This window comes from Allosphingosinicella deserti (assembly GCF_003012735.1).
In the GTDB taxonomy this organism is placed as follows: Bacteria; Pseudomonadota; Alphaproteobacteria; order Sphingomonadales; family Sphingomonadaceae; genus Allosphingosinicella; species Allosphingosinicella deserti.
Genome location: NZ_PXYI01000002.1, coordinates 472,738 through 492,475 on the forward strand (window position 1 = coordinate 472,738; position 19,738 = coordinate 492,475).

14 protein-coding genes and 1 pseudogene are annotated in these 19,738 nt (G+C 63.5%); 7 read left to right on the forward strand and 8 right to left on the reverse strand.

What is annotated here, in order from left to right:
• Positions 1-25: 25 nt before the first annotated feature.
• Positions 26-364: an acyl-CoA thioesterase gene (locus C7I55_RS06540; protein WP_106512462.1), complete on the reverse strand. Its 339-nt coding sequence runs from the start codon at positions 362-364 to the stop codon at positions 26-28.
• A gap of 221 nt (positions 365-585) precedes the next feature.
• Between C7I55_RS06540 and C7I55_RS06545 the strand changes: the two genes are divergently transcribed.
• From C7I55_RS06545 to C7I55_RS29185, 3 genes and pseudogenes are all read left to right on the forward strand, one after another.
• Entirely contained in the window at positions 586-1,896 is a 1,311-nt protein-coding gene (locus C7I55_RS06545; RefSeq protein ID WP_106512081.1) for an NAD(P)/FAD-dependent oxidoreductase, read from the forward strand.
• Between the two features lie 1,517 nt (positions 1,897-3,413).
• A pseudogene (locus tag C7I55_RS29180) lies at positions 3,414-3,701 on the forward strand (alpha/beta hydrolase family protein); the annotation flags it as partial.
• 100 nt (positions 3,702-3,801) lie between these two features.
• The gene (locus C7I55_RS29185; RefSeq protein ID WP_269845198.1) at positions 3,802-4,134 is read left to right on the forward strand and encodes an alpha/beta hydrolase family protein; all 333 of its coding nucleotides are present in this window, start codon (positions 3,802-3,804) and stop codon (positions 4,132-4,134) included.
• 28 nt (positions 4,135-4,162) lie between these two features.
• Here C7I55_RS29185 and C7I55_RS06555 read toward each other — a convergent pair whose 3' ends face one another.
• Positions 4,163-6,064 (reverse strand): UvrD-helicase domain-containing protein, encoded by a 1,902-nt coding sequence (locus C7I55_RS06555; RefSeq protein WP_106512082.1) that lies wholly within the window; start codon positions 6,062-6,064, stop codon positions 4,163-4,165.
• Positions 6,061-8,406: an AAA family ATPase gene (locus tag C7I55_RS06560; RefSeq protein ID WP_106512083.1), complete on the reverse strand. Its 2,346-nt coding sequence runs from the start codon at positions 8,404-8,406 to the stop codon at positions 6,061-6,063. Before C7I55_RS06560 ends, C7I55_RS06555 begins: the two co-directional genes overlap by 4 nt.
• 449 nt (positions 8,407-8,855) lie before the next feature.
• On the opposite strand from C7I55_RS06560, the gene C7I55_RS06565 reads away from it, so the two are divergent.
• The gene (locus C7I55_RS06565; RefSeq protein ID WP_106512084.1) at positions 8,856-10,262 is read left to right on the forward strand and encodes a 3' terminal RNA ribose 2'-O-methyltransferase Hen1; all 1,407 of its coding nucleotides are present in this window, start codon (positions 8,856-8,858) and stop codon (positions 10,260-10,262) included.
• A complete protein-coding gene (locus C7I55_RS06570; RefSeq protein WP_106512085.1) occupies positions 10,259-12,799 on the forward strand; it encodes a polynucleotide kinase-phosphatase in 2,541 nt (846 codons plus the stop codon). The genes C7I55_RS06565 and C7I55_RS06570 overlap by 4 nt, the downstream gene beginning before the upstream one ends.
• A 657-nt stretch (positions 12,800-13,456) precedes the next feature.
• On the opposite strand, the gene C7I55_RS06575 is transcribed toward C7I55_RS06570, so the two are convergent.
• Both C7I55_RS06575 and C7I55_RS06580 read right to left on the reverse strand, forming a co-directional pair.
• Complete coding sequence (locus C7I55_RS06575; protein ID WP_106512086.1) at positions 13,457-13,972, reverse strand: hypothetical protein; 516 nt, start codon at positions 13,970-13,972, stop codon at positions 13,457-13,459.
• Between the two features lie 303 nt (positions 13,973-14,275).
• Positions 14,276-14,701, reverse strand: a complete 426-nt coding sequence (locus tag C7I55_RS06580; RefSeq protein ID WP_106512087.1) for a hypothetical protein — start codon at positions 14,699-14,701, stop codon at positions 14,276-14,278.
• A gap of 599 nt (positions 14,702-15,300) precedes the next feature.
• Here C7I55_RS06580 and C7I55_RS27705 point away from each other — a divergent pair.
• Positions 15,301-15,837, forward strand: coding sequence for a hypothetical protein (locus C7I55_RS27705; RefSeq protein WP_146150944.1), 537 nt, complete (start codon positions 15,301-15,303; stop codon positions 15,835-15,837).
• A 474-nt stretch (positions 15,838-16,311) separates the two neighbouring features.
• Here the strand turns inward: C7I55_RS27705 and C7I55_RS06590 are convergent, their stop codons facing one another.
• Positions 16,312-16,563: a DUF6894 family protein gene (locus tag C7I55_RS06590; protein ID WP_146150945.1), complete on the reverse strand. Its 252-nt coding sequence runs from the start codon at positions 16,561-16,563 to the stop codon at positions 16,312-16,314.
• A gap of 224 nt (positions 16,564-16,787) precedes the next feature.
• Here C7I55_RS06590 and C7I55_RS06595 point away from each other — a divergent pair, with 224 nt between their 5' ends.
• Positions 16,788-17,519: a Crp/Fnr family transcriptional regulator gene (locus C7I55_RS06595; RefSeq protein WP_106512090.1), complete on the forward strand. Its 732-nt coding sequence runs from the start codon at positions 16,788-16,790 to the stop codon at positions 17,517-17,519.
• A gap of 710 nt (positions 17,520-18,229) precedes the next feature.
• Here C7I55_RS06595 and C7I55_RS06600 read toward each other — a convergent pair.
• Both C7I55_RS06600 and C7I55_RS06605 read right to left on the reverse strand, forming a co-directional pair.
• On the reverse strand, positions 18,230-18,676 hold the full coding sequence (locus C7I55_RS06600) for a hypothetical protein (protein WP_233222082.1): 447 nt from the start codon (positions 18,674-18,676) through the stop codon (positions 18,230-18,232).
• A gap of 469 nt (positions 18,677-19,145) precedes the next feature.
• A complete protein-coding gene (locus C7I55_RS06605; RefSeq protein WP_106512091.1) occupies positions 19,146-19,613 on the reverse strand; it encodes an Lrp/AsnC family transcriptional regulator in 468 nt (155 codons plus the stop codon).
• Positions 19,614-19,738 lie beyond the last annotated feature (125 nt).

The following is a 19,738-nucleotide window of genomic DNA, read 5'->3' on the forward strand; positions in this document are numbered from 1 at the left end:
GCGCCAGCCGGCGGGTCGAGCACGCTCAACCCGCTTGTGGAACCGGTCGCGGACGCCCGCCTTCATCGATGGCGACGAAGGTGAAGACGGCCTGCGTGACCTGGCTGCTGTCCGATCCGTCGCGCGGGCGCCGCCATGCCTCGACCTTGATCCGCATCGAGGTTCGTCCGACATCGAGGATATCGGCATAGACGGAGACCTCGTCCCCGACCCGGACCGGCTGAAGGAACGACATCGATTCGACCGCGATCGTCGCCGCACGACCGGCCGAGCGCCGCGCCGCGACGTTGCCGGCCGCAAGATCCATCTGCGACATCAGCCACCCTCCGAAGATGTCGCCGGCCGGATTCGTGTCCGCGGGCATGGCGATGACGCGGATCGCTGGTTCGTCTCTGTCCACGATGGTTGCTCCCGACGGCGATGAAGTGGCGCCATGGCGATAGACGATCGCCCGCGGCCGCGACAGGTGGCGAGCACCGCGCCGCGGCGCGTCGACATTGGCGAAAGCCGCGATGCCGCTGGCCGATCCGGCCGCGGTCGATTATCGTCCGGAGCGGGCGCGATCCACGGCAGCAGGGGGCCAGCATGACGCCGAAATGCCAGATCGTCGTCGTCGGGGGCGGCGCAGGGGGCCTCGAGCTCGTTCGCAAGCTCGGCGCGCGCTACGGACGCCGGCGCCACGACATCATCCTGGTCGAGAAGAACCGCACCCACATCTGGAAGCCGCTGCTGCACGAGGTCGCGGCGGGCTCGCTCGACGCCAATCTGGACGAGGTCGGCTATCGAAGCCACTGCCATCGCTGGGGATACCGCTTCTTCTGCGGTACCTTCGCGGGGATCGACCGCAGCGCGCGCGAGGTGATCATCGCGCCTTTGCGCGACGAGGATGGCAGCGAGCTGATCGGCGAGCACCGGATCCGCTACGATCATCTCGTCCTCGCGCTGGGCGCCGTCAGCAACGATTTCGGCACGCCCGGCGTCGCCCGTTACGCGCTTACCCTCGACGACCGCGCCTCGGCCGACCGGTTCAGGCACAAGCTGCTCAACCATTGCCTGCGTGTTTCGCGGGCGATGCGCGCCGATCCGGCGGTCGATGCTTATGTGAGGATCGTCGTCGTCGGCGGCGGCGCGACCGGCGTCGAACTCGCCGCCGAGCTGTACAATGCGGCCGCGGCCCTGCGCCATTACGGCCTCGAAGTGTTCGACGAATCCCGTCTCGAGGTGACCCTGATCGAGGCGGGGCCGCGGATCCTGCCGGCGCTGCCCAAGCAGCTTGCCGACGCGGCCAGGGTCGAGCTCGAGGCGCTCGGCGTCCGCATCCTGACGGATGTCAGGGTCGTCGAGTCGACCGCGCACGCGATCGTCACCGGGACCGGGGAGCGGATCGAGGCCGACCTCCAGGTCTGGGCCGCCGGCGTCCGGGGTGCGATCCCCGGGGACATGGACGGCCTCGAACTCGGCCGCAGCAACCAGCTCGTCGTCCGCCCCACCCTGCAGACCAGCCGCGACGACCGCATCTTCGCGATCGGCGACTGCTGCCTGTTCGTACCCGAGGGGAGCGACCGTCCCGTCCCGCCGCGCGCCCAGGCCGCGCATCAGATGGCCTCCGTGGTGCTCGACAATCTGGCGCGCGCCCAGAAAGGAAAGACCCTGCGGCCGTTCGTCTATCGCGACCATGGCTCGCTGGTTTCGCTCAGCCGTTTCTCGACCGTCGGAAGCCTGATGGGCAATCTGATCGGCGGCCGCATGGCGATCGAGGGCCGGCTCGCGCGCTTCGTCTACAAGTCGCTCTACCGGATGCACGTCGTCGCGGTGCACGGCTGGCTGAAGGGCATCATGCTCCTCGCCGTCGGGCGGGTGAACGCGATCATCCGTCCGAGATTGAAGCTTCATTGAGCAAATCCTCGGGACACGGACGTTCCGGAGAAATGATACGCAACTCCGTCCGGTGATCAAACCTGACCGGGTGCACAGGCGGGCGCACGTCACCGGCTTACTCTTTGATCACTATCAGTCGAAGCGCCCGCGAGTTGCCTATTACGTCGCCGGAACTGGCGTTCCCACGCTGGGCCGATGGCAAGCGGCCGTTGGTGCGATGCCGTCCCGGGCCCCATCGCCCATCCCTTGGCGACGTGCCGTAAGGCCTTGCCCCCGGCTCACGGCTTGCATAGCCTCGAACCCGAAGGGGGAAGACCATGCGCTTATGTCTGCTGACGATCACCCTGTTGGCCGCCGGCCAGGCGCTCGCCGCGCCGGTGCCGACCCCGATCTCGCAAGTCACGGATCCGGCAAGTCTCACGTCGCCGGTGAATGCAGCGGCCAAGCCGGTCCCGCTGGCCGATCTCGCGGCGGTGCGCGGCTCCGCCGGTGCGGCCTGGGCCGCCAACGGGTCGCTGGTGGTGGCACCGAACCTGACCGGCCGCTACAATCTCTGGCGGGTCGATCGCGGCGGCAATTTCCCGGTTCAGCTGACGACGTCGGACGAGGCCCAGTCCCCGGAACTGGTCACGCGGGACGGACTGGTGCTGTTCACCCAGGATCGCGGCGGGGATGAACTGTACGATCTGTTCACCGTGCCGCTCACCGGCGGCGAGATCGTCAACCTCACGAACACGCCGGACGTGACCGAGACGCAGCCGCGCCTCACCCCGGACGAGACCGCCATCGTCTTCGCGCGCCGGGCGAAGACCGGAACCTCGGTCGATCTCGCGCTCCTCGATCGCGCGAGCGGCAAGGTGCGGTCGTTAACCGCCGAGAAGGATCCTTCGCGGATCTGGTCCTCGGCCGGCTTCGCCGATGATGGCCGAACGCTCATCGCCAATCGGCAGGACATTGTCGGCAGCCGGTCGACCATTTACGCCATCGATCTTGCCGGCGGGCAGGCGCGCGCTTTGACTCGCGAGGCAGCGGGTCTCGCGATCAGGGCCGAAGCGGTGAGCCCCGACGGGCGGATTCTGGCGATCAGTTCCAACGAGAAAAGCGGCCAATATCGCGCCGGCTTGATGGGGCTAGGGACGGCAAGGACGCGCTGGCTGCGCGACACGCCGTGGGAGCAGACGGCCGGCACCTTCTCTCCCGACGGGCGACTGCTCACCGTACAGACGAATGCGGACGGCCGCTCCGATTTGTCGATCGTGGACGTTGAGAGCGGCACGGAGCGGCCGCTGCCCTTCCCGCCCGGGGTCAACACCACGCCCAATGCGGTGCAATCCTGGGCCGCCGACGGGCGCTTGCTGGTCTTGCGGAACGGAAGCGACTCGCCCGGCGATTTCTGGTCGGTGGATCCGGGCACGGGCGCCGCCGAGCAGCTGACCAGGCTGGCCACGGCAAGCCTCGATTCCAGGAACCTTCCGAAGAGCCGGCTCGTCGCCTTCCGCAGCAGCGACGGAACGCCGATCAGCGGCATCCTGACCATGCCGTTCAACCTGAAGCGGGACGGCTCAAACCCGGCGATCGTCATCCCGCATGGCGGGCCCACCAGCCAGGCCCAGGACAGCTTCTCGCAACTGGCGACGATGTTCGCGAGCCGCGGCTATCTCGTCCTCCGTCCGAACTTCCGGGGCTCGACCGGCTACGGCAAGGCGTTCCAGGATGCCAATGTCAAGGATCTGGGCGGGGCCGACCTCGAGGATGTCGTCGCCGGCGCGAAGTTTCTCGCCGGCACCGGCTTCGTCGACCCCAAAAGGATCGGGATCACCGGGGGAAGCTATGGCGGGTTCATGACCCTGATGGCGCTGGGCAAGCGCCCCCGACATCTTCGCCGCGGGCGTGAACCAGTACGGCATCATCAACTGGTTCTCGATGTGGGAGAATTCGGTCGGCGGCCTCCGCGAATATCAGCGTGCCCTGGTCGGAGACCCGGTCGCGGACAAGGCCGCCTACGAACGGCAGTCGCCCTTGACCTATGCGAAGCAGATCCGGGCGCCCTTGCTCAACCTGCAGGGGGAGAATGACGTCCGGGTTCCGCGCGGACAGACGGAGGAGGTCGTCAAGGCCGTGAAGGCCAATGGCGGCGTTGTCGAGGCCATCTATTATCCCGCCGAGGGGCACGGCTTCTCGAAAGCCGAAAACCAGCAGGATGCCCGCCGCCGGACGCTCGACTGGTTCGACCGATATTTGAAGGCTGCGCGGTGAGGGCGAGGTCGCACGATGTGCTTTGGTCCTATGCCGGCAGGCCAAGGTGCACCTCATCCTCGTCAAAAAGGCCTGACTGGATCACATGCGTTTTCATCGCGCCTGGATCGGTCGAGTAAGCGACGAGCGCCAAGCTAGATTTTGCCCGACTACAGGTGACGTAAAACAGTCGTCGGGTGCGATCGAGTGAGGAATCTTTGCCCTCCTCCGCATTCTTCAAATCGCTCGCGCTCGGTGCTTTGGCTCCAAGCAGCTTGTCGTAACCGAAGAGAAAGCCGCGAGAGTCGCCATCATCCATGAGAACCATCACACGGTCGAACTCGAGGCCTTTGACCCCTTGGTGCGTGTCAAAGGACGCTTCGCGTGCCACGTATGAGGCGTAGGCCGCAATCATCGAGAACGGGCAATCCAGAAGGGTCAATAGGGCGGCCACACTCTCGCCAACCGGATCAGCCTCCTCGTCGCTTTCGGTACCGACTGCCTCAGTGCTCAAGGCTGCCAGGGCGGCTTTGAGGCTGTCGGGCACAACGAAAAGATCGGTACTCGCAACATTTTTCAGAACGGCACCGCATGTCGGATCACCGTTCGCCCACAGCGACATCAGACTGTCGATCGCCGCCTGCGCTATGCGCAACTGATCCAGCGGCTTTTCTGAGCCCTTCAACACGTCCTTGCGCAACAGCGGCGACGCTTCACGGACGAGCTTGGTCGCCAAGAACTTGTCGCCGCGCTGAGTGGCGGCAACCAGCGGAAGGACGCTATGCGTGAAAAAGCGCGTAGGCGCGAAACTGCCATCGAGGAAGGCCGTGCGAAATGCCTCGATCGGCGCAATGGCGTCGAACAGTTGCTCAAACCCCATCCGCTTGGCGGCCATGTGGTGCTCCAGCGTGAGGATTTTACATTGGTCGCGATCGATCCAACTCGCATCGCCGGTGAGATCCGCCATGTAGGCGCGAACACCATCCTCAACTGCAGGCTTATCCGGGGTGTCGACGGGGAACGCGAACAGCCGCGCCCATCCTTCACTCGCGTCGTCGCGGGGCTCCTGAAGCTGCTCGTCTGCGCCCGAGCGAATGGCGTTGATCAGACGCACGATACGTCGTGGGCTGCGATGGTTCAGTACCTTTTTGGGTGTTTCCCAACCCCGCGGCAACGCTCTTTCGATGTTCTCTTTGCCATCCAGATAGATGCGCTGCATCGTGTCGCCGATTAGGCCCAAGCAGAAACGGCGTGCATGCGCCTGTTGAACCGTGAGGAACGCGTCGATGAGAGTCTTATTCGTGTCCTGACTCTCGTCAATAAGCAGGAAGGGATACCTTTCGACAAACATGCGCTGCATCAGAGATTTCTCAAGCAGGAAAGTCGCAAAAATTTTAATAACTTCGCTGTGATTAAGAGCGTTGCGCTCGCGGTTCTCGCTGCTAGGATTATAGGTGAATGCCTTGATCTCATCGAGGCGCCCCAGACGACGCTGTTTTGATTCAATCGACGCCAGCCGCGCTGCGGATGCCTTCGTACCGGCTCGTCCTTTCGCCTCCTCGGCCGTCAAATCGGCGATTTCTGTTTGCAGATTTGAGCGCAGCCATTCCCGTATGTCGGAACTAAACCCCTGTATTTGCGACCACGCAAAACTATGGATGGTTTGGACGACGAATAGTGGATCATATTCTAACCGACGCGTGATCTCTTCGCAGGCGGCGTTGGTATAGGTTATAACCGCAACATGCCTCGCCCGTAGGCGAAGTGTATCCCGGTATTTTGTAGCAATGTGCCGAAGTGCATTCACGAGTGACCGGGTCTTTCCGGCGCCAGCCCCGGCAAACAGGAAGAAGCTTGAGGGATTTTCAAGGTCGAGATACGAAGCGATCTCAGCTTCGACGTCATCGTCGAGCGTTACGTTCGATTGGGGTGGAGCGTTGTCGACGTTCACGCGGCGACCTGGTCGCCAGAACCAGCCTCAGCCGCAGCCTCTGTATAATCTTTCACTGGGGCCGACGTGACCAGCCCCAACTCTGTCTGTTTACGGGAAAGTTGCTCTGCCAGCCACAACAAGCCTTCGCGGATATATTTGGGCGGCTTCAGATCGCTGGGATTGTCCATTTCAAGCAGGTCAAGCGCGAACTCGGCTTTGCCGCCGCCCTTTAACGTTTCTTTCATGGCAGCACTAAGTGCCGAAAAATTGACGCTATTATCTATGTCTGACCGGAACTTTGCAATGAGGCCGCCGCCCGGGAGAGTGGCGAATAGCTCAATGTTCGAGACTACGATCGCGTCTTCCAGCGTATATGCCAATGCCTCGGTCTTTGTACCTTTGAAATCGATCTCGATCGGACATTGATAAGCGACGCGAAGCATGAACTTTTCGGCGTCATAAGCCTTCGACTTCTCGGCCTCGGACTTGTCTAGCAGCGCATCCAGATCCGCAATCTCAGGCCACCAAGTTTTCAGCGTGTGGTTACGCGTAGTGTAGTTCGCTCCGCGCACCGGCACCGCACTGGAGCCCGCCGCGTCCTGAGAATCTATGTCGGTCACGACGAGTGTCGTCAGCCCGATCTTCTCGATGAGACTGCGCAGCTTGTGGGCATGGCTTCCTCCGATTTCGAGCCAGGTGATGTAGCTCTCCGCAAGTTTGTCAAACTCTGCGTGCGAGTTCACGAAATGAGGAACGAGAATACGCTCGGCTGGTCCTTCGATCAGCACAGCGGCGTCGGCGAAGAAGAGATCGCAGTGGGTCACTTTCAAGTAGCGGGTCACAAACCGCTTGGTTTCCTGCTCGTCGCCGAAAGCTTGGCCAACGTTCACCACGCACGATGTTGGGATGGCATGCTCACTGGCTGGTAATCGGCGAAAGTAGCGCAGAGAATCGAAGTTGCATTCATGGGCGATGTGGCTGGAATGGGTGCTCACCACCATTTGTGTCACGAAGTCAGAACCTGCCCCTAAGTGGCCGTGGTTACGAAGAATCTTATGAGCTTGCCGGATAAATACCTGCTGCACCTGCGTATGCAAATGAACTTCGGGCTCTTCAATGAGAACAAGGTGCAATGGCGGAATAATTGCCTCATCGGAAGTCCTATTTTTGGCCTTTCCAACCCTCATCCAGCTGTCGCGAAACGCCATCAGGCGGAACACCATGGAAATGAGGTTCTGATAACCAAGCCCGTTGGAATCTTCCGGCAGATACAGATTTATCGGGGCTCCGGCCGCCCGGATCGGCACGACAAATTGCACCGCTGCGTCGTGGTTGAGTCCCTCAACGGGCCTCAGCCGTGTCGAAATGTTGAGTTTGGGATCTGTGACGCCCGGGTAGCCGAGCGTATGCATTTCCTTGAGGGGGCTTTCAAAGCCGTCGCTGAGGCGAACGTTGAAAGCCTCTTGGGCTTCCTCTATCGCCTTGAGCGCGAGAAGATCTCTGGCATCCGGACTCTCATATGGATCAAGGTGGCTCTTGTAGTATTGGCGAAGCTGAGATGAGAGTTTTCGAGACGTTGATGCCGATCCAGACGCTTCACCGTCGTCCATGTTGCTTTCGCCGGCATGCCCGAAGCCACGCTGCGCACTGATCTCGTCAATCCGGATCAGCCCCTTAAACGGATCGCCATCGATCGGCTCGCTTCCGTTTAGCGCTTGAGGTTGGGCCCGCCCATGCTGCGGATCGACACAGGCGGCCGGGTCCAGCACGTAAGTTTTGATCGTAAAGTAGCGCGTGACGCGACGTTGCAGAAACTCGACCAGCGTTTGCGGCCAGATCGCGACTTGAAACTTTGCCGCCTCCTGGCCTTTCTCCTGCGCAAGCGCGGCGCCCGCCGTTTGCAGATCACGGGCATCGGAGCGCGCCGTCAGGTAATCCTTCTGGAGTTGTTCTTGATCCTTTGGTTCGTACCTGACACGAACCCCTAGGCGGCCACCCGCCCAATCTAACGTCGGCAAGATACCTTGAACGTAGTGCACTTCGTTCTCTTCAACGTGCATCCAAACGTCAAGAGACGGAAGGAATGCGTCCCATTCCGATTCCGGCAACGGTTGTTGAGCGACGTGCGCTGCCTCCCAGGCTGATCCCATTGCGTCGATACCCGGCCAATAGGACAGCGTAAAGTCATTGAAGCAAAAACTTGTGCGTTCCCGATCAACGAGAAAGTATCGCAAGGCGGTAATCGCTGACGTCTTTCCGCTATTGTTCGCGCCCACAAAAACGGTCTTGTCAGCAGAGAGGCCAATTCTCGTTGAGATCAGCTTTCTGAAGTTGGCAATTTCAACAAACTCGATGCGCATAACCCCTCCGGAGCCGGACCATATCTCAACATAGTGCCACCTGCAATCTGAGGTAGTATGTTCAACATGGTGAGCTCTTAGCCTTCCCGGTTACCCTAGCTCATGAGCCATTTGGACCTGCTCCGACGAGATTCGCCGCCCTTGCGATGTGTTCGTCTACCTGGTCGTAGTGTGACCGGTCCGGTTTGCAGACCTATGGCCATAAAGCAGTCACTCTGCTCCCACCCAATTCCCGCCCTTGACGCCACCCCCCACGCACGCGATGCTAAGCCATGGCCCAGGCACCGACCCGCAGCCCCTTCCGCAGCGCGATCCGCGCCGCGACGTTGCGCGCCTTCGCGCCCTATCCCCATGCCCGCGCTGCGCCATAGTCGAACCGTCCCGCGCGCCGACCATGACCGCAGCCCCGTCGAGCCTCTCGATGGGGCTTTTTCATATCCGGACCTGATATGCTCCTGACCATCACCACCACCCACCGTCCCGCCACCGATCTCGGCTTCCTGCTGATGAAGCATCCGGACAATGTCCATTCGGTCGAGCTCAGCTTCGGCACGGCGACGCTCTTCTATCCCGAGGCGACCGAGGAACGCTGCACCGCGGCGATCACGCTTTCCGTGGATCCGGTCGAGCTCGTCCGGGGCAAGGGGCGGATCGAGGACCAATATGTCAACGATCGGCCCTATGCCGCCTCGTCTTTGCTGTCGGTGGCGCTGGCCCGTTTGCTGGGCACTGCGATGGGCGGCCGATCCAGGCACCGGCAGGACCTCGCGGAGCAGCCGATCCCGCTGGAGGCAAGGATCACGCCGCTGCCCGCGCGCGGGGCCGCCGATCTGCTCGCCAGCCTGTTCGAGCCGCTCGGCTATGCCGTGCAGGCAGAGCCGATCCCGCTCGATCCGGCGCATCCCGAATGGGGCGACAGCCCCTATGTCGCGCTGACGCTGCGCGGCCGGGTGCGGCTCGCCGCCTTGCTGACGCACCTGTTCGTGCTCGTGCCCGTCCTCGACAATGACAAACATTATTATGTCGGCGAGGCCGAGGTCGAGAAATTGCTGCGCAAGGGCGCGGGCTGGCTCGAGACCCACCCGGCGCGCGAGCTGATCGTCCGCCGCTATCTGCGCGGCCTCGGCGGGCTCGTGCGCAAGGCCAGGTCCCAGCTCGACGAGAGCGTCGCGGCGGAAGAGGCGGAGGAACATGCCCGGCGCGATGCGGCCGAGGAGGTGATCGAAAAGCCGATCCGGCTCAACGACCAGCGCATGGACCGCGTCGTCGCCCTGATCCGCGAATTGGGCGCGATGAGCGTGCTCGATCTCGGCTGCGGCGAAGGCCGCCTGCTGCGCGAACTGCTGAAGCTGCCCGGCCTCGGCCGGATCACCGGCGTCGAGGTCGCGCCGCGGGTGCTCGCCGGCGCCGGCGACCGCCTGAAGCTCGATCACATGCCGGACATCAAGCGCAAGCGCATCGAATTGCTGCAGGGCTCGCTCGTCTATCGCGACGACCGGCTGAAGGGCTTCGACGCCGCCGCGGTCGTCGAGGTGATCGAGCATATGGAAGCGGAGCGCCTGCCCGCCTTCGAGGCGGCGATCTTCGGCCATGCCCGCCCCGGCGCGGTGATCGTCACCACGCCCAATCGCGACTACAATGCGCTGTTCGAGAACATGGCGCCGGACGCGCTGCGCCATCCCGACCACCGCTTCGAATGGACCCGCGCCGAATTCCGCCATTGGGCGGAAAGCGTCGGCTTGGCGCATGGCTATGGCGTCCGCTTCGAGGGGATCGGGGCGGAGGATCCGGTTCACGGCTGCCCGACCCAGCTGGCGCTGTTCACCCGCGCCGAGGACGTGAAGGTGGCGGCATGAAGATCGAGATTCCCGAATTCGCTCTGGTGCTGCTGGTCGGCGCGTCGGGCACCGGCAAATCGAGCTTCGCCGCCAGGCACTTCCTGCCCACCGAAGTGGTCTCGTCGGACCGCATGCGCGGCTGGGTCGCGGACGACGAGAATGATCAGAGCGCCACCGTCGAGGCATTCGATCTGCTCCGCACCGTGGTCGAAAAGCGGCTGAAGGGGCGGCGCTTCACCGTCGTCGACGCGACCAACGTCCAGCCGGAATCGCGCAAGGGGCTGATCGCGCTCGCCAAGAAATGGCACGCGCTCGCCGTTGCCATTGTCTTCGACCTGCCCGAAGCGGTCGCGGTCGAGCGCAACGCACAGCGGCCGGATCGTCAGTTCGGGGCCGGGCCGGTGCGCCGCCACATGCAGGCGCTCAAGCGCTCGCTCGGCGGCATGAACCGGGAGGGCATACGCTACGTCCATCGCCTGCGCTCGGTCGAGGAGGTCGACGCGGTCGAGATCGTGCGCACCCGGCTCTGGAACGATCGCCGTGAGGAGGTGGGGCCGTTCGACATCATCGGCGACGTCCATGGCTGCGCCGACGAGCTCGAGACGTTGCTCGACAGGCTCGGCTACCAGGTCCGCTGGAACGGCAAGGCGGTGACGGTCACGCCGCCCGAGGGACGCCGCGCGATCTTCGTCGGCGATCTGGTCGATCGCGGGCCGCGCTCGCCCGACGCGCTGCGCATCGCCAAGCACATGGTCGACAGCGGCACCGCCATGGCCGTCGTCGGCAACCATGACGACAAATTGAAGCGCCACCTCGACGGCCGCAACGTCAAGCCGAGCCATGGCCTCGCCGAGACGATCGAACAGTTCGCGCAGGAGCCGCCCGAATTCGCGGCGGAGATGCGCACCTGGCTCGATGGCCTGATCAGCCATTATGTGCTGGACGGCGGCAGACTGGTCGTCGCCCATGCCGGCCTGAAGGAGGAGATGCAGGGACGCGCCTCCGGCGCGGTGCGCAGCTTCTGCATGTATGGCGAGACCACCGGCGAGATCGACTCGTTCGGCCTGCCGGTGCGCTGGGATTGGGCGGCCGACTATAAGGGCAGGGCCAAGGTCGTCTACGGCCACACGCCGGTCGTCGAGGCGAACTGGGTCAACGGCACCTTGTGCATCGACACCGGCTGCGTGTTCGGCGGCAAGCTGACGGCCTTGCGCTATCCGGAGCTCGAACTGGTCGATGTGCCGGCCCGGCGAACCTATTACGAGCCGGTCCGTCCGCTGGCCGCGCCGGCCGCGGACACCGGCATGGCGCCGCACCAGCTCGATCTCGCCGACGTGCTCGGCAAGCAGGTGATCGAAACGCGGCATTATCACCACGTCACCGTGCGCGAGGACAATGCAGCCGCGGCGCTCGAGGTGATGAGCCGCTATGCGGTCGATCCGCGCTGGCTGATCCATCTGCCGCCGACCATGTCGCCGGCGGAGACCAGTGCGCAGGAGGGCTGGCTGGAGCGCCCCGAGGAAGCCTTCGCTTATTACGGCAGCAAGGGCGCGAAGATCCTCGTTGCCGAGGAAAAGCATATGGGCTCGCGCGGCCTCGTGCTGCTGGCGCGGACGCAGGAAGTCGCCGCCAGGCGCTTCGGCGTGCACGATGGCGCCCGCGGCGTCATCGTCACCCGCACCGGCCGCCGCTTCTTCAACGACTCCGCCCTCGAAGCGGCGGCGATGCACCGGATCGATCTGGCGATGGAGAGCTCCGGCCTGTGGTCCGAACTCGCGACCGACTGGGTGCTGTGGGACGCGGAGATCCTGCCGTGGAGCATGAAAGCCGGCGCGCTCGTGCGCGGGCAATATGCGGCGGTCGGCGCGGCGGCGGTCGCGGGGCTCGGCGCCTTGTCCGAGGCCCTCGCCGCCGCCCAGGCGCGCGGCGTCCCGATCGACGATCTTGCCGCCTCGGCTGCGGCCAGCCTCGCCGACGCGACCCGCTATCGCGCCGCCTACAATCGCTATGTCGCGCCGTTCGGCGGGATCGAGGATTTGCGCATCGCGCCCTTCCATCTGCTCGCCAGCGAAGGGGCCGTCCACGACGGCAAGGATCATCTCTGGCACATGGCGGCGGTGCACCGCCTGGCCGAGGCGGATCCGGCGCTGCTGCTGGCTACGAAGTTTCGCCGCATCGACCTCGACGATCCGGCGGAGGTCGCCGACGCGATCGCCTGGTGGGAGGCGATGACCGCGGCCGGCGGCGAGGGCATGGTGGTGAAGCCGCTCGATTTCGTCGCGCGCGGTGCCAAGGGGCTGCTCCAGCCCGCGATCAAATGCCGCGGGCGCGAATATCTGCGGATCATCTACGGTCCGCATTATGATCGCCCGGAGAACCTCGAACGCCTGAAGAAGCGCGGCCTCGGCCACAAGCGCTCGATGGCGCTACGCGAATTCGCGCTCGGCCTCGAAGCCCTGCACCTGTTCGTCGAACACGCGCCGCTGACCCGCGTCCATCAGGCGGTGTTCGGGGTGCTGGCGATGGAAACCGAACCGGTCGATCCGCGGCTGTGATGCGACGCCGGGGCGCCCGACCATGGGATCACCGGCCAGCCCCACACGCTGGCCGGCGATCCCGGAGGATCTGTGCCCAGGAAAGGCCCGTTCGTCCTGAGCCCGTCCAAGGACTTCCTTCTTCGCCCACGCTCCGTTCGCCCTGAGCGCGTCGAAGGACTTTCCTTCTTCTGTTCGGGATGGACAAGGAAAGGGCTCAGGCTGATTCAGCCTGAGACGATCTTGGTCTGGATCGCCATCAGCCAAAGCGCGCGCGAGTTAAACATTAGGTCCCCGGAACGGGCAATGTCCAAAGAACGGGCATGTCCCCGAAGCGGACCGCACGGCTGCCTCTGGGCCATTCCTGCCGTCAACGACGGTGGCGACGAACGACCTTTTTTCTACCCCGAAGCGGTCTTTCGCGGTGCGCCCCTGCGAATGACTGCTTCGGGGGATATGAGCGGACCTTGCGTGCCGGTCTAGCGAATGTCGGCTTTGGAGCACGTGATGGATGCGCTCGCGTGCGCCGCTGACCCGATCCGCGCTGTAGCGCACTGGTCCTCATGTTGGCGGCGCGATCGTCAACCTCGCGGGCGAGAGCGGATGTAGCCCGCGCCGGAGCTGGCTGCCAGCCGGAACAGCTGAATCGGGTGGAGAGCGGACATCTCCCTGCGCAAGCTAGTTGGCGAACATACCTTTTTTCTGAGCGCGGAGGGCAATGAGGAGTAGCGGGAGGAAGTCGGCGAACGTTCTTCCAGCGGTGAAGGCCGACAGCGCGAGGGCCACCAGGCCAAGAGTGCCTGCCATCGCAGGCACGAACCCTGCCCATATGCCCAAGCCGTACCGGGTCGACCACAGCAGCAAGTAGACCGTGAGCGGCAGTCTCGTGGCTGCATAGTGGAAAACCCAGCCGTGCACATGCGACGGCCGCGGGACCGTGCGGATGGGCCCGCTCAGTGCGCCACCTAAAAAGGCCAAGGGCCAGGCGATACTCGCTGCTGCCTTGTCCCCGCCGAAGAACAACAACGCTGCGGTGGCCACACTCCAAACAAAAAAACTCGCTGGCGCTAGCGCCGCGAGGGCCAGATGCGTGCGCCTTTCCTTCAGTCGACGAGCGCCGAGGAAAAGCAGGAGCACAAGAAGGACCCAAACGTAGAGCGGCGTGTGCGTCAGAATGATGTAAGCGGTGCCCATCCTGCGGCATCGTCGCACCTGCTCTCAAGGCCCGCAATGGTCGATCCGCGCTGTAGCGCCTTGATCCCGCGCGCGATGGCGCGATCGTCTGCCTGCTTGGTGAAACCGGACGTAGCCGTCGCCGGCGTGAATTCGCGATCCGAACAGCCGGGGAGGGTGGAAACACGACATTCGCGTGTCAGGACGGGCTGTTCGAACAATTGACGCACCATAAGCTGGGCGGCCGGAGCGGATGCTCAGCGACCTTCCACCTTCGTGCACGCCTGGGCGAAGCTGGCAATCGCACTCTGATCCTTCAGCAGCTTATCCTTCAGCAGCGGCCACGCGGCCTTTCGTGCCGCGACCGCATCTTCGGGTCGCATTCGCGCCGCTTGCACTTTTGTCGCGGCAAGCAGCCGCCGGGCTTCGGGCACAATGCGCGGGCGAAGCGATCTCCGTCATTGACACCAGCAGGCTGAAAGCGATCTCGCAATGCGCCGGATTGGCCGGATCGAGGCTGCTTTGGCCGAGCGGGGCGGACGAGCCTTCCTCCGTGCTCCGAAGACTGGCTCGATCGGTCCGTATTTGCGCCAACATGGACATGAACCTCGGCTTCGCCTGCGCCGTCATGGTGCGGAAGGCGTCGGCTGCCTGTCGGGGCGACAGCTGATCCTTGAGCGCTGCGGACAGCCGTCCGTGAAGGTCCGAGCATGATTCGAGCGCCTGCACGAATATGGCCTCATCGCTCATGCTCGTCCTCGTTAAGCGGACCCCCTGCGTTGCCATGCACCGATCGTAAGCTTGAGCGAGGATATGAGGATCGCTCGAGCCAGGCTGCCCCGGATTGCCCTGTACTGGAGTCTGCTGCGCACCGATCAAGCACGCGATCATCGCCACCCAAGTCCGAATCTTCATGTCGTCTAACCTTCCGCCGGAATAAGCAGACCAGGGCGACACCTGATCGATGCGCAGTGTTGCACATCCTCCTTTCGAAGCCGTGAACTCGAGGTGCTGCGGGAACTCATCCTGCGTGCGGCAACGACGAACCGATGTCTGCGATGGCGGGTGTAGGGCGCGGGCAAGCCCGTCGAGGCACGAACGTCGGCCTATCGCGCGAAACCGGACGTTCGCCGCCGCGGCGTGCGATCGCGCCGGCAACAGCTGAATCGGTTGGAAAAGCGACATTCCGCTCTTGTCGCAACGGCGGCGAAGATTGGCAGGCGGCTTAGTGGGTCTTCCGGCGCCTCAACGCTCCCACATCTCCTGCCCCGGCGATGAATAGGAACGGCCCCGGGTCGTATACGTTCTTTGTGCCGGGTCTAGGCCCGATCACTCAGTATGGAGCTTATATGAACCACCTCATTTCCGTCGTCTTCGATACCCAGGCCGAGGCCGAACGGGCAGTTACTGAATTGCGGGCCGCCGGCGTACGCGACAGTGCACTTTCGGTAATTGCCCGTCATGAAGGAGCATCTGGCGACTACGGTGGAGCGAACACGCATGAGGTGAAGGAGAAGGGTGAAGGCCTTCTCAAGGGCGCTCTCGCTGGCGGAGGTGTCGGTGCACTCCTCGGCATCGCTGCGCTCGCGATCCCAGGAGTTGGTCCTCTGGCGGCTGCTGGCGCGATCGCTGCATCGGCCGTCCCCGAAGCAGCTGCGATCGGTGCAGGAGTTGGCGCCCTTGCCGGCGGCCTGAGCGGACTTCTCAAGAAACATGGCGTGAGCGACGAAGACGCTACCTACTACGAGGGACGCATCAATGACGGCGGGGTATTTGTTTCCGTCGACACGAGAGATGCAGGCATCAGCGCGGAGGCCGTGCAGGAGATCCTCTATCGCGCAGGGGGCCATAACGCATCCCGGTCGAAGGTGACTTCAGCCATCTGACGCCGTTGGAAGGGGCGCTCCGATAAACGTGTCGGAGCGCCCACTCCTCCTAGTCGCGTCATTAGAATTGATTCGAGGGGTGCGAAGATCCGCGCGTCGGCGATTGAAGCCTCACGCGAGCCGGCCTTCCCACGTTCAACCTGTCTCACACGACTTGGTGCACGAGTAGAACTTGGTCAGCCTGCCGCCAGTAAGCCGACCTTTGCCATCTCAGCTACCGATCGTAGCGGCAACAACGAATCGGGTCGCTTCACGACGTTTCGATCGGCTCGGGATCACCGCAGAAGCGGACATTCAGCCGATGGCCGACAGCCAAGCCCTTGCGTACGTTCCTACCCGGCTCCGCGGCACGCGTAGGAAGCTCGTCTGCAATCAAGATCGCGCTGGTGCTGACCAAGCCAGGGACAGCGGCGCAGGGATGCAGAACGCCGACACGCCTCCGTGCGACATTCAGAATGCGGCCGCGCGCGCAGGTCAGGGTCTCAGATCAACAGCCTCATCAAACCGCACGGTGTCGACCACTACACGGTTCTCGTCCTCGATCTCGATCCGATTTGAAGCTATGAAATAACCATGGAGAACGCATTCAGCTGCAAGGCTGCGGGCGTTCTTTACGGCATGTGCACGGGCAGCCTGAGCATCGACCAACTCGGCGCCTTCATCATCCATGGTGACTGCATCGTTGAAAACGTTGAAAAAAAACAGGGGCATGAGGGTGTAAGCCACACAGGGCCCCCTGGTTCCGGGCATATTGATGCAGGTTGTGCAATTGGCGGCTGGGCCTCATTCGCGACCAGAGGCGGAGATGAAGCATTCTTCGCACCATCATTCGTTATATCAATGACTTATAAGAGATGGTAGGGGAGTTCATTGCCAACCGAGCTACGCGCTTTGGCACCTGAGAGTCCCCCACATGCTCCCGCGCCATCCTGACCTCGGGAGCTTCTGCCATGATTAATCAGCCCGTTTTCGATCGTATGGTTCGCAAGCTCGCCCGGCGGGCACCCCTCGACGAAGCGGATCGTGAGGCGCTCATATCGCTACCGTTCAAGACAAAGGTCTTCGCACCTAGTAGCTACCTCGTTCGTGAGGGGACGCCGTCCGAAGATTGCACCCTCATTCTCAACGGCTTCACGTATCGGCAGAAACTAACCCAGGGCGGGGGTCGGCAGATTCTTAGTGTCCATATACCGGGCGACTTTGTTGACCTTGAAGGCTCCCTGCTCAATGTGTCAGATCACAACCTGCAGGCGCTTACCGTCTGCGAAGTCGCGGCCATTCCGCGCAAGGCGGTGAGGACCCTCATCGACACGCATCCCCGGATTGCCCGCGCCCTGTGGGTCGATACACTTATCGATGGCTCTATCTTCCGCGAGTGGATCCTGAACGTTGGCCGTCGCGATTCAAAAGAGCGGGTCGCACACCTCCTTTGTGAGTTTGCCAAACGCTTGGCGTTGGCAGGTCTCGGCGACGAGCATGGCTACACTTTGCCGATGACGCAGGAACAACTCGCCGACTGCACCGGCCTAACTCCGGTTCACGTGAACCGCACCTTGAAAGCGCTTGATGCCGCTGGCGTCATCGTTCGCAGTGGCCGGTCAGTGTCCATTCCGGACTGGCAGCGTTTACGGGATGTAGCGGGCTTCAGTGAGCTGTATTTGCACCTTGATCAGGCGGCTTGAACCAAGAAGTGGAGCCCGAACGAGGCCCGCCTTTGAGCGCGGTGAGGTCCTGGTCTATGTCAGCCTTGGGTCGATCCACGCTGTAGCCGGCGCGCAAGGCGCCTGCGAGCACCAACGTCAGGTTTGTGCGCGGAAGCTGACCTTCGCTGACGAATGACCAAGTTTGTCGCAAGCCGACGTTCACGCCGGTACCGGCGAAGGACCGGACTGGTCGAGAGCCACCGCACGGATTTGCGCCTGCGAACGGCAGCTATTCACGCGTTCGATACTGAAAATCGCCAGACCGCGCCGGGCCATTCCGGCCTTGCCGCCACCACCCGCGGACGCGATGCCAAGCCATGGCTCACGGATTGACCCGCACCCTCATTCGCAGCGCGATCCGCGCCGCACAATTGCGCGCCTTTGCTCCCTATCCCCACTGCTCCCTATCCCCACGCCCGCGCTGCGCCATAGTCGATCCGCCCCGCACATCCGGCAGTCTTTCAGTCTTCAGCGTCGCTGGACCGTGGGCGAGCCACGGCGATCCGATCGTCGAGGATCATGCCATGGGGTGGCTCGGTGACTTCGAGGATTGGGAACCGAAAGACGGGGACGACGAACACGGATGTCGGTCCTGAGCACCGCTTGCGGTCTCCGGCGGCCGGTGCGCGATCATCCCGGTGGCGGCCGCCGTCAGCCTGCTCGGCATGACCCATCCGGCCGGCCCGCGCTCAGGTCCGGTCCAGCGTCTTCAGATGTTCCTCGAGGGCGGTCATCCTCCGTTCCAGCAATTCGCATTCCACGATCGTCTTGTGCTTGACGAGCACGGTCATCGCCCGTGACGCCTCCATCGGGGTGACCTCGCCTTCTGCCATCGCGGTGATCACCGCGCTCGATGCCTCGAGCGTCTCGCGGGCATCGCGCACCGAATCCAGATCCAGGGCGATCGGCACGTCCCGCGGCGGCGGCGCGATGCGGGCGAGGCAGAGGCGCATCGCCGTCATGTCGCCGTCGAGCGCGCGGGCGATCAGCGTGTCGGTCAGTCGCTCCCGCGCCCCTTCGAACGTCGCTTCCAGCGCCAGGGTCGCCCGGTTGCGCGCGCCCTTGGGACGGCCGGGATTGCCCGGCGGAAACGGCCTGCCGCGCGGCTTGCCGATGCCATCGATGCCGGTCGCCATGGTGGACCTCCAGGTTGACAAATGAGCAGAACAAACATAGAACATTGGCGCTGCAAAGTCAAGCCGGATGCACGCTGGAGCGCGCTACGCGCCACCAGTGGCGTCGCAAAAACGGAAGGTCGCAAGACCGGAAAGTCGCAAGAACGGGAAGTCGCTGGGACACGAGAGATCGCTGCAACAGGGAAGATCGTTGCAACCGGGAGAAGAAACTCACGACCGTATCGCGCCTGGACGCCCGCGTCTCGAAGCGCCGGATTGCCGGCGGCTCTTCGCGGGTCAGGAAGGGCGGTTTGCGGGGGGGGGGGCGTTCTTCCGGTGCATGTGTGGGGGCGATCCGCTGCAGCGGGGGAGGGGGCGGCGCGGTGCCCGCCGGCCCGAGGACAAGGAGGCGAATTTGCGTATTTTCAGCGTATTTTACGCAGATTGCCGCGGTGCGACCAGGATCTGCGCGGGCGATCGGCGCCTGGCGTCACCCCTTCTCCGCCTCGCCGAGCGGGTAGGCGGTGGTGAACTTGACCCGTTCCATCGCGAAGCGGCTGGTGACGTTCTTGAGCGGCAGCAGCGCGACCAGGCGGCGGTAGAAATGGTCGTAGGCCGCCATGTTGGCGACCGCGATCCGCAGCAGGTAATCGACGTCGCCGGCCATCCGGTAGACTTCCATCACCTCCGGCATCGCCTCGACCGCGCCGGCGAAGCGCTCCAGCCATTCGGCGCTGTGATCGCCGGTCTCGATCTCGACGAACACGGTGAGGCCGAGGCCGATCGTATCAGGGTCGACCAAAGCCACCCGGCGCTGGATCACGCCGGCTTCCTCCAGCCGCTGGATCCGGCGCCAGCACGGAGTCTGCGACAGGTTCACCCGCGCCGCGATTTCGGCGACCGGAAGTGACGAATCCTGCTGAAGGATGGCGAGGATCTTGCGGTCGGTGGCGTCCATCCAAAAAACTCCGGCTCAGGAGCATAATCTTCTACTGCGGCGGCAAGCCTGCGCAAGAACTCTGTTATCTCCCGCAGCTGCGTTGATCCCTCTGACAAAGCCGCATATCTGAGCGCTTCCAGTAC

Coding starts and splice junctions, on each gene's coding strand:
- C7I55_RS06560 (WP_106512083.1), bottom strand. CDS start 8,406: ATGCGCATCGAGTTTGTTGAAATTGCCAACTTCAGAAAGCTGATCTCA.
- C7I55_RS06595 (WP_106512090.1), top strand. CDS start 16,788: ATGATTAATCAGCCCGTTTTCGATCGTATGGTTCGCAAGCTCGCCCGG.
- C7I55_RS06540 (WP_106512462.1), bottom strand. CDS start 364: ATGCCCGCGGACACGAATCCGGCCGGCGACATCTTCGGAGGGTGGCTG.
- C7I55_RS06565 (WP_106512084.1), top strand. CDS start 8,856: ATGCTCCTGACCATCACCACCACCCACCGTCCCGCCACCGATCTCGGC.
- C7I55_RS27705 (WP_146150944.1), top strand. CDS start 15,301: ATGAACCACCTCATTTCCGTCGTCTTCGATACCCAGGCCGAGGCCGAA.
- C7I55_RS06600 (WP_233222082.1), bottom strand. CDS start 18,676: ATGGCGACCGGCATCGATGGCATCGGCAAGCCGCGCGGCAGGCCGTTT.
- C7I55_RS06605 (WP_106512091.1), bottom strand. CDS start 19,613: ATGGACGCCACCGACCGCAAGATCCTCGCCATCCTTCAGCAGGATTCG.
- C7I55_RS06580 (WP_106512087.1), bottom strand. CDS start 14,701: ATGAGCGATGAGGCCATATTCGTGCAGGCGCTCGAATCATGCTCGGAC.
- C7I55_RS29185 (WP_269845198.1), top strand. CDS start 3,802: ATGTGGGAGAATTCGGTCGGCGGCCTCCGCGAATATCAGCGTGCCCTG.
- C7I55_RS06545 (WP_106512081.1), top strand. CDS start 586: ATGACGCCGAAATGCCAGATCGTCGTCGTCGGGGGCGGCGCAGGGGGC.
- C7I55_RS06575 (WP_106512086.1), bottom strand. CDS start 13,972: ATGGGCACCGCTTACATCATTCTGACGCACACGCCGCTCTACGTTTGG.
- C7I55_RS06570 (WP_106512085.1), top strand. CDS start 10,259: ATGAAGATCGAGATTCCCGAATTCGCTCTGGTGCTGCTGGTCGGCGCG.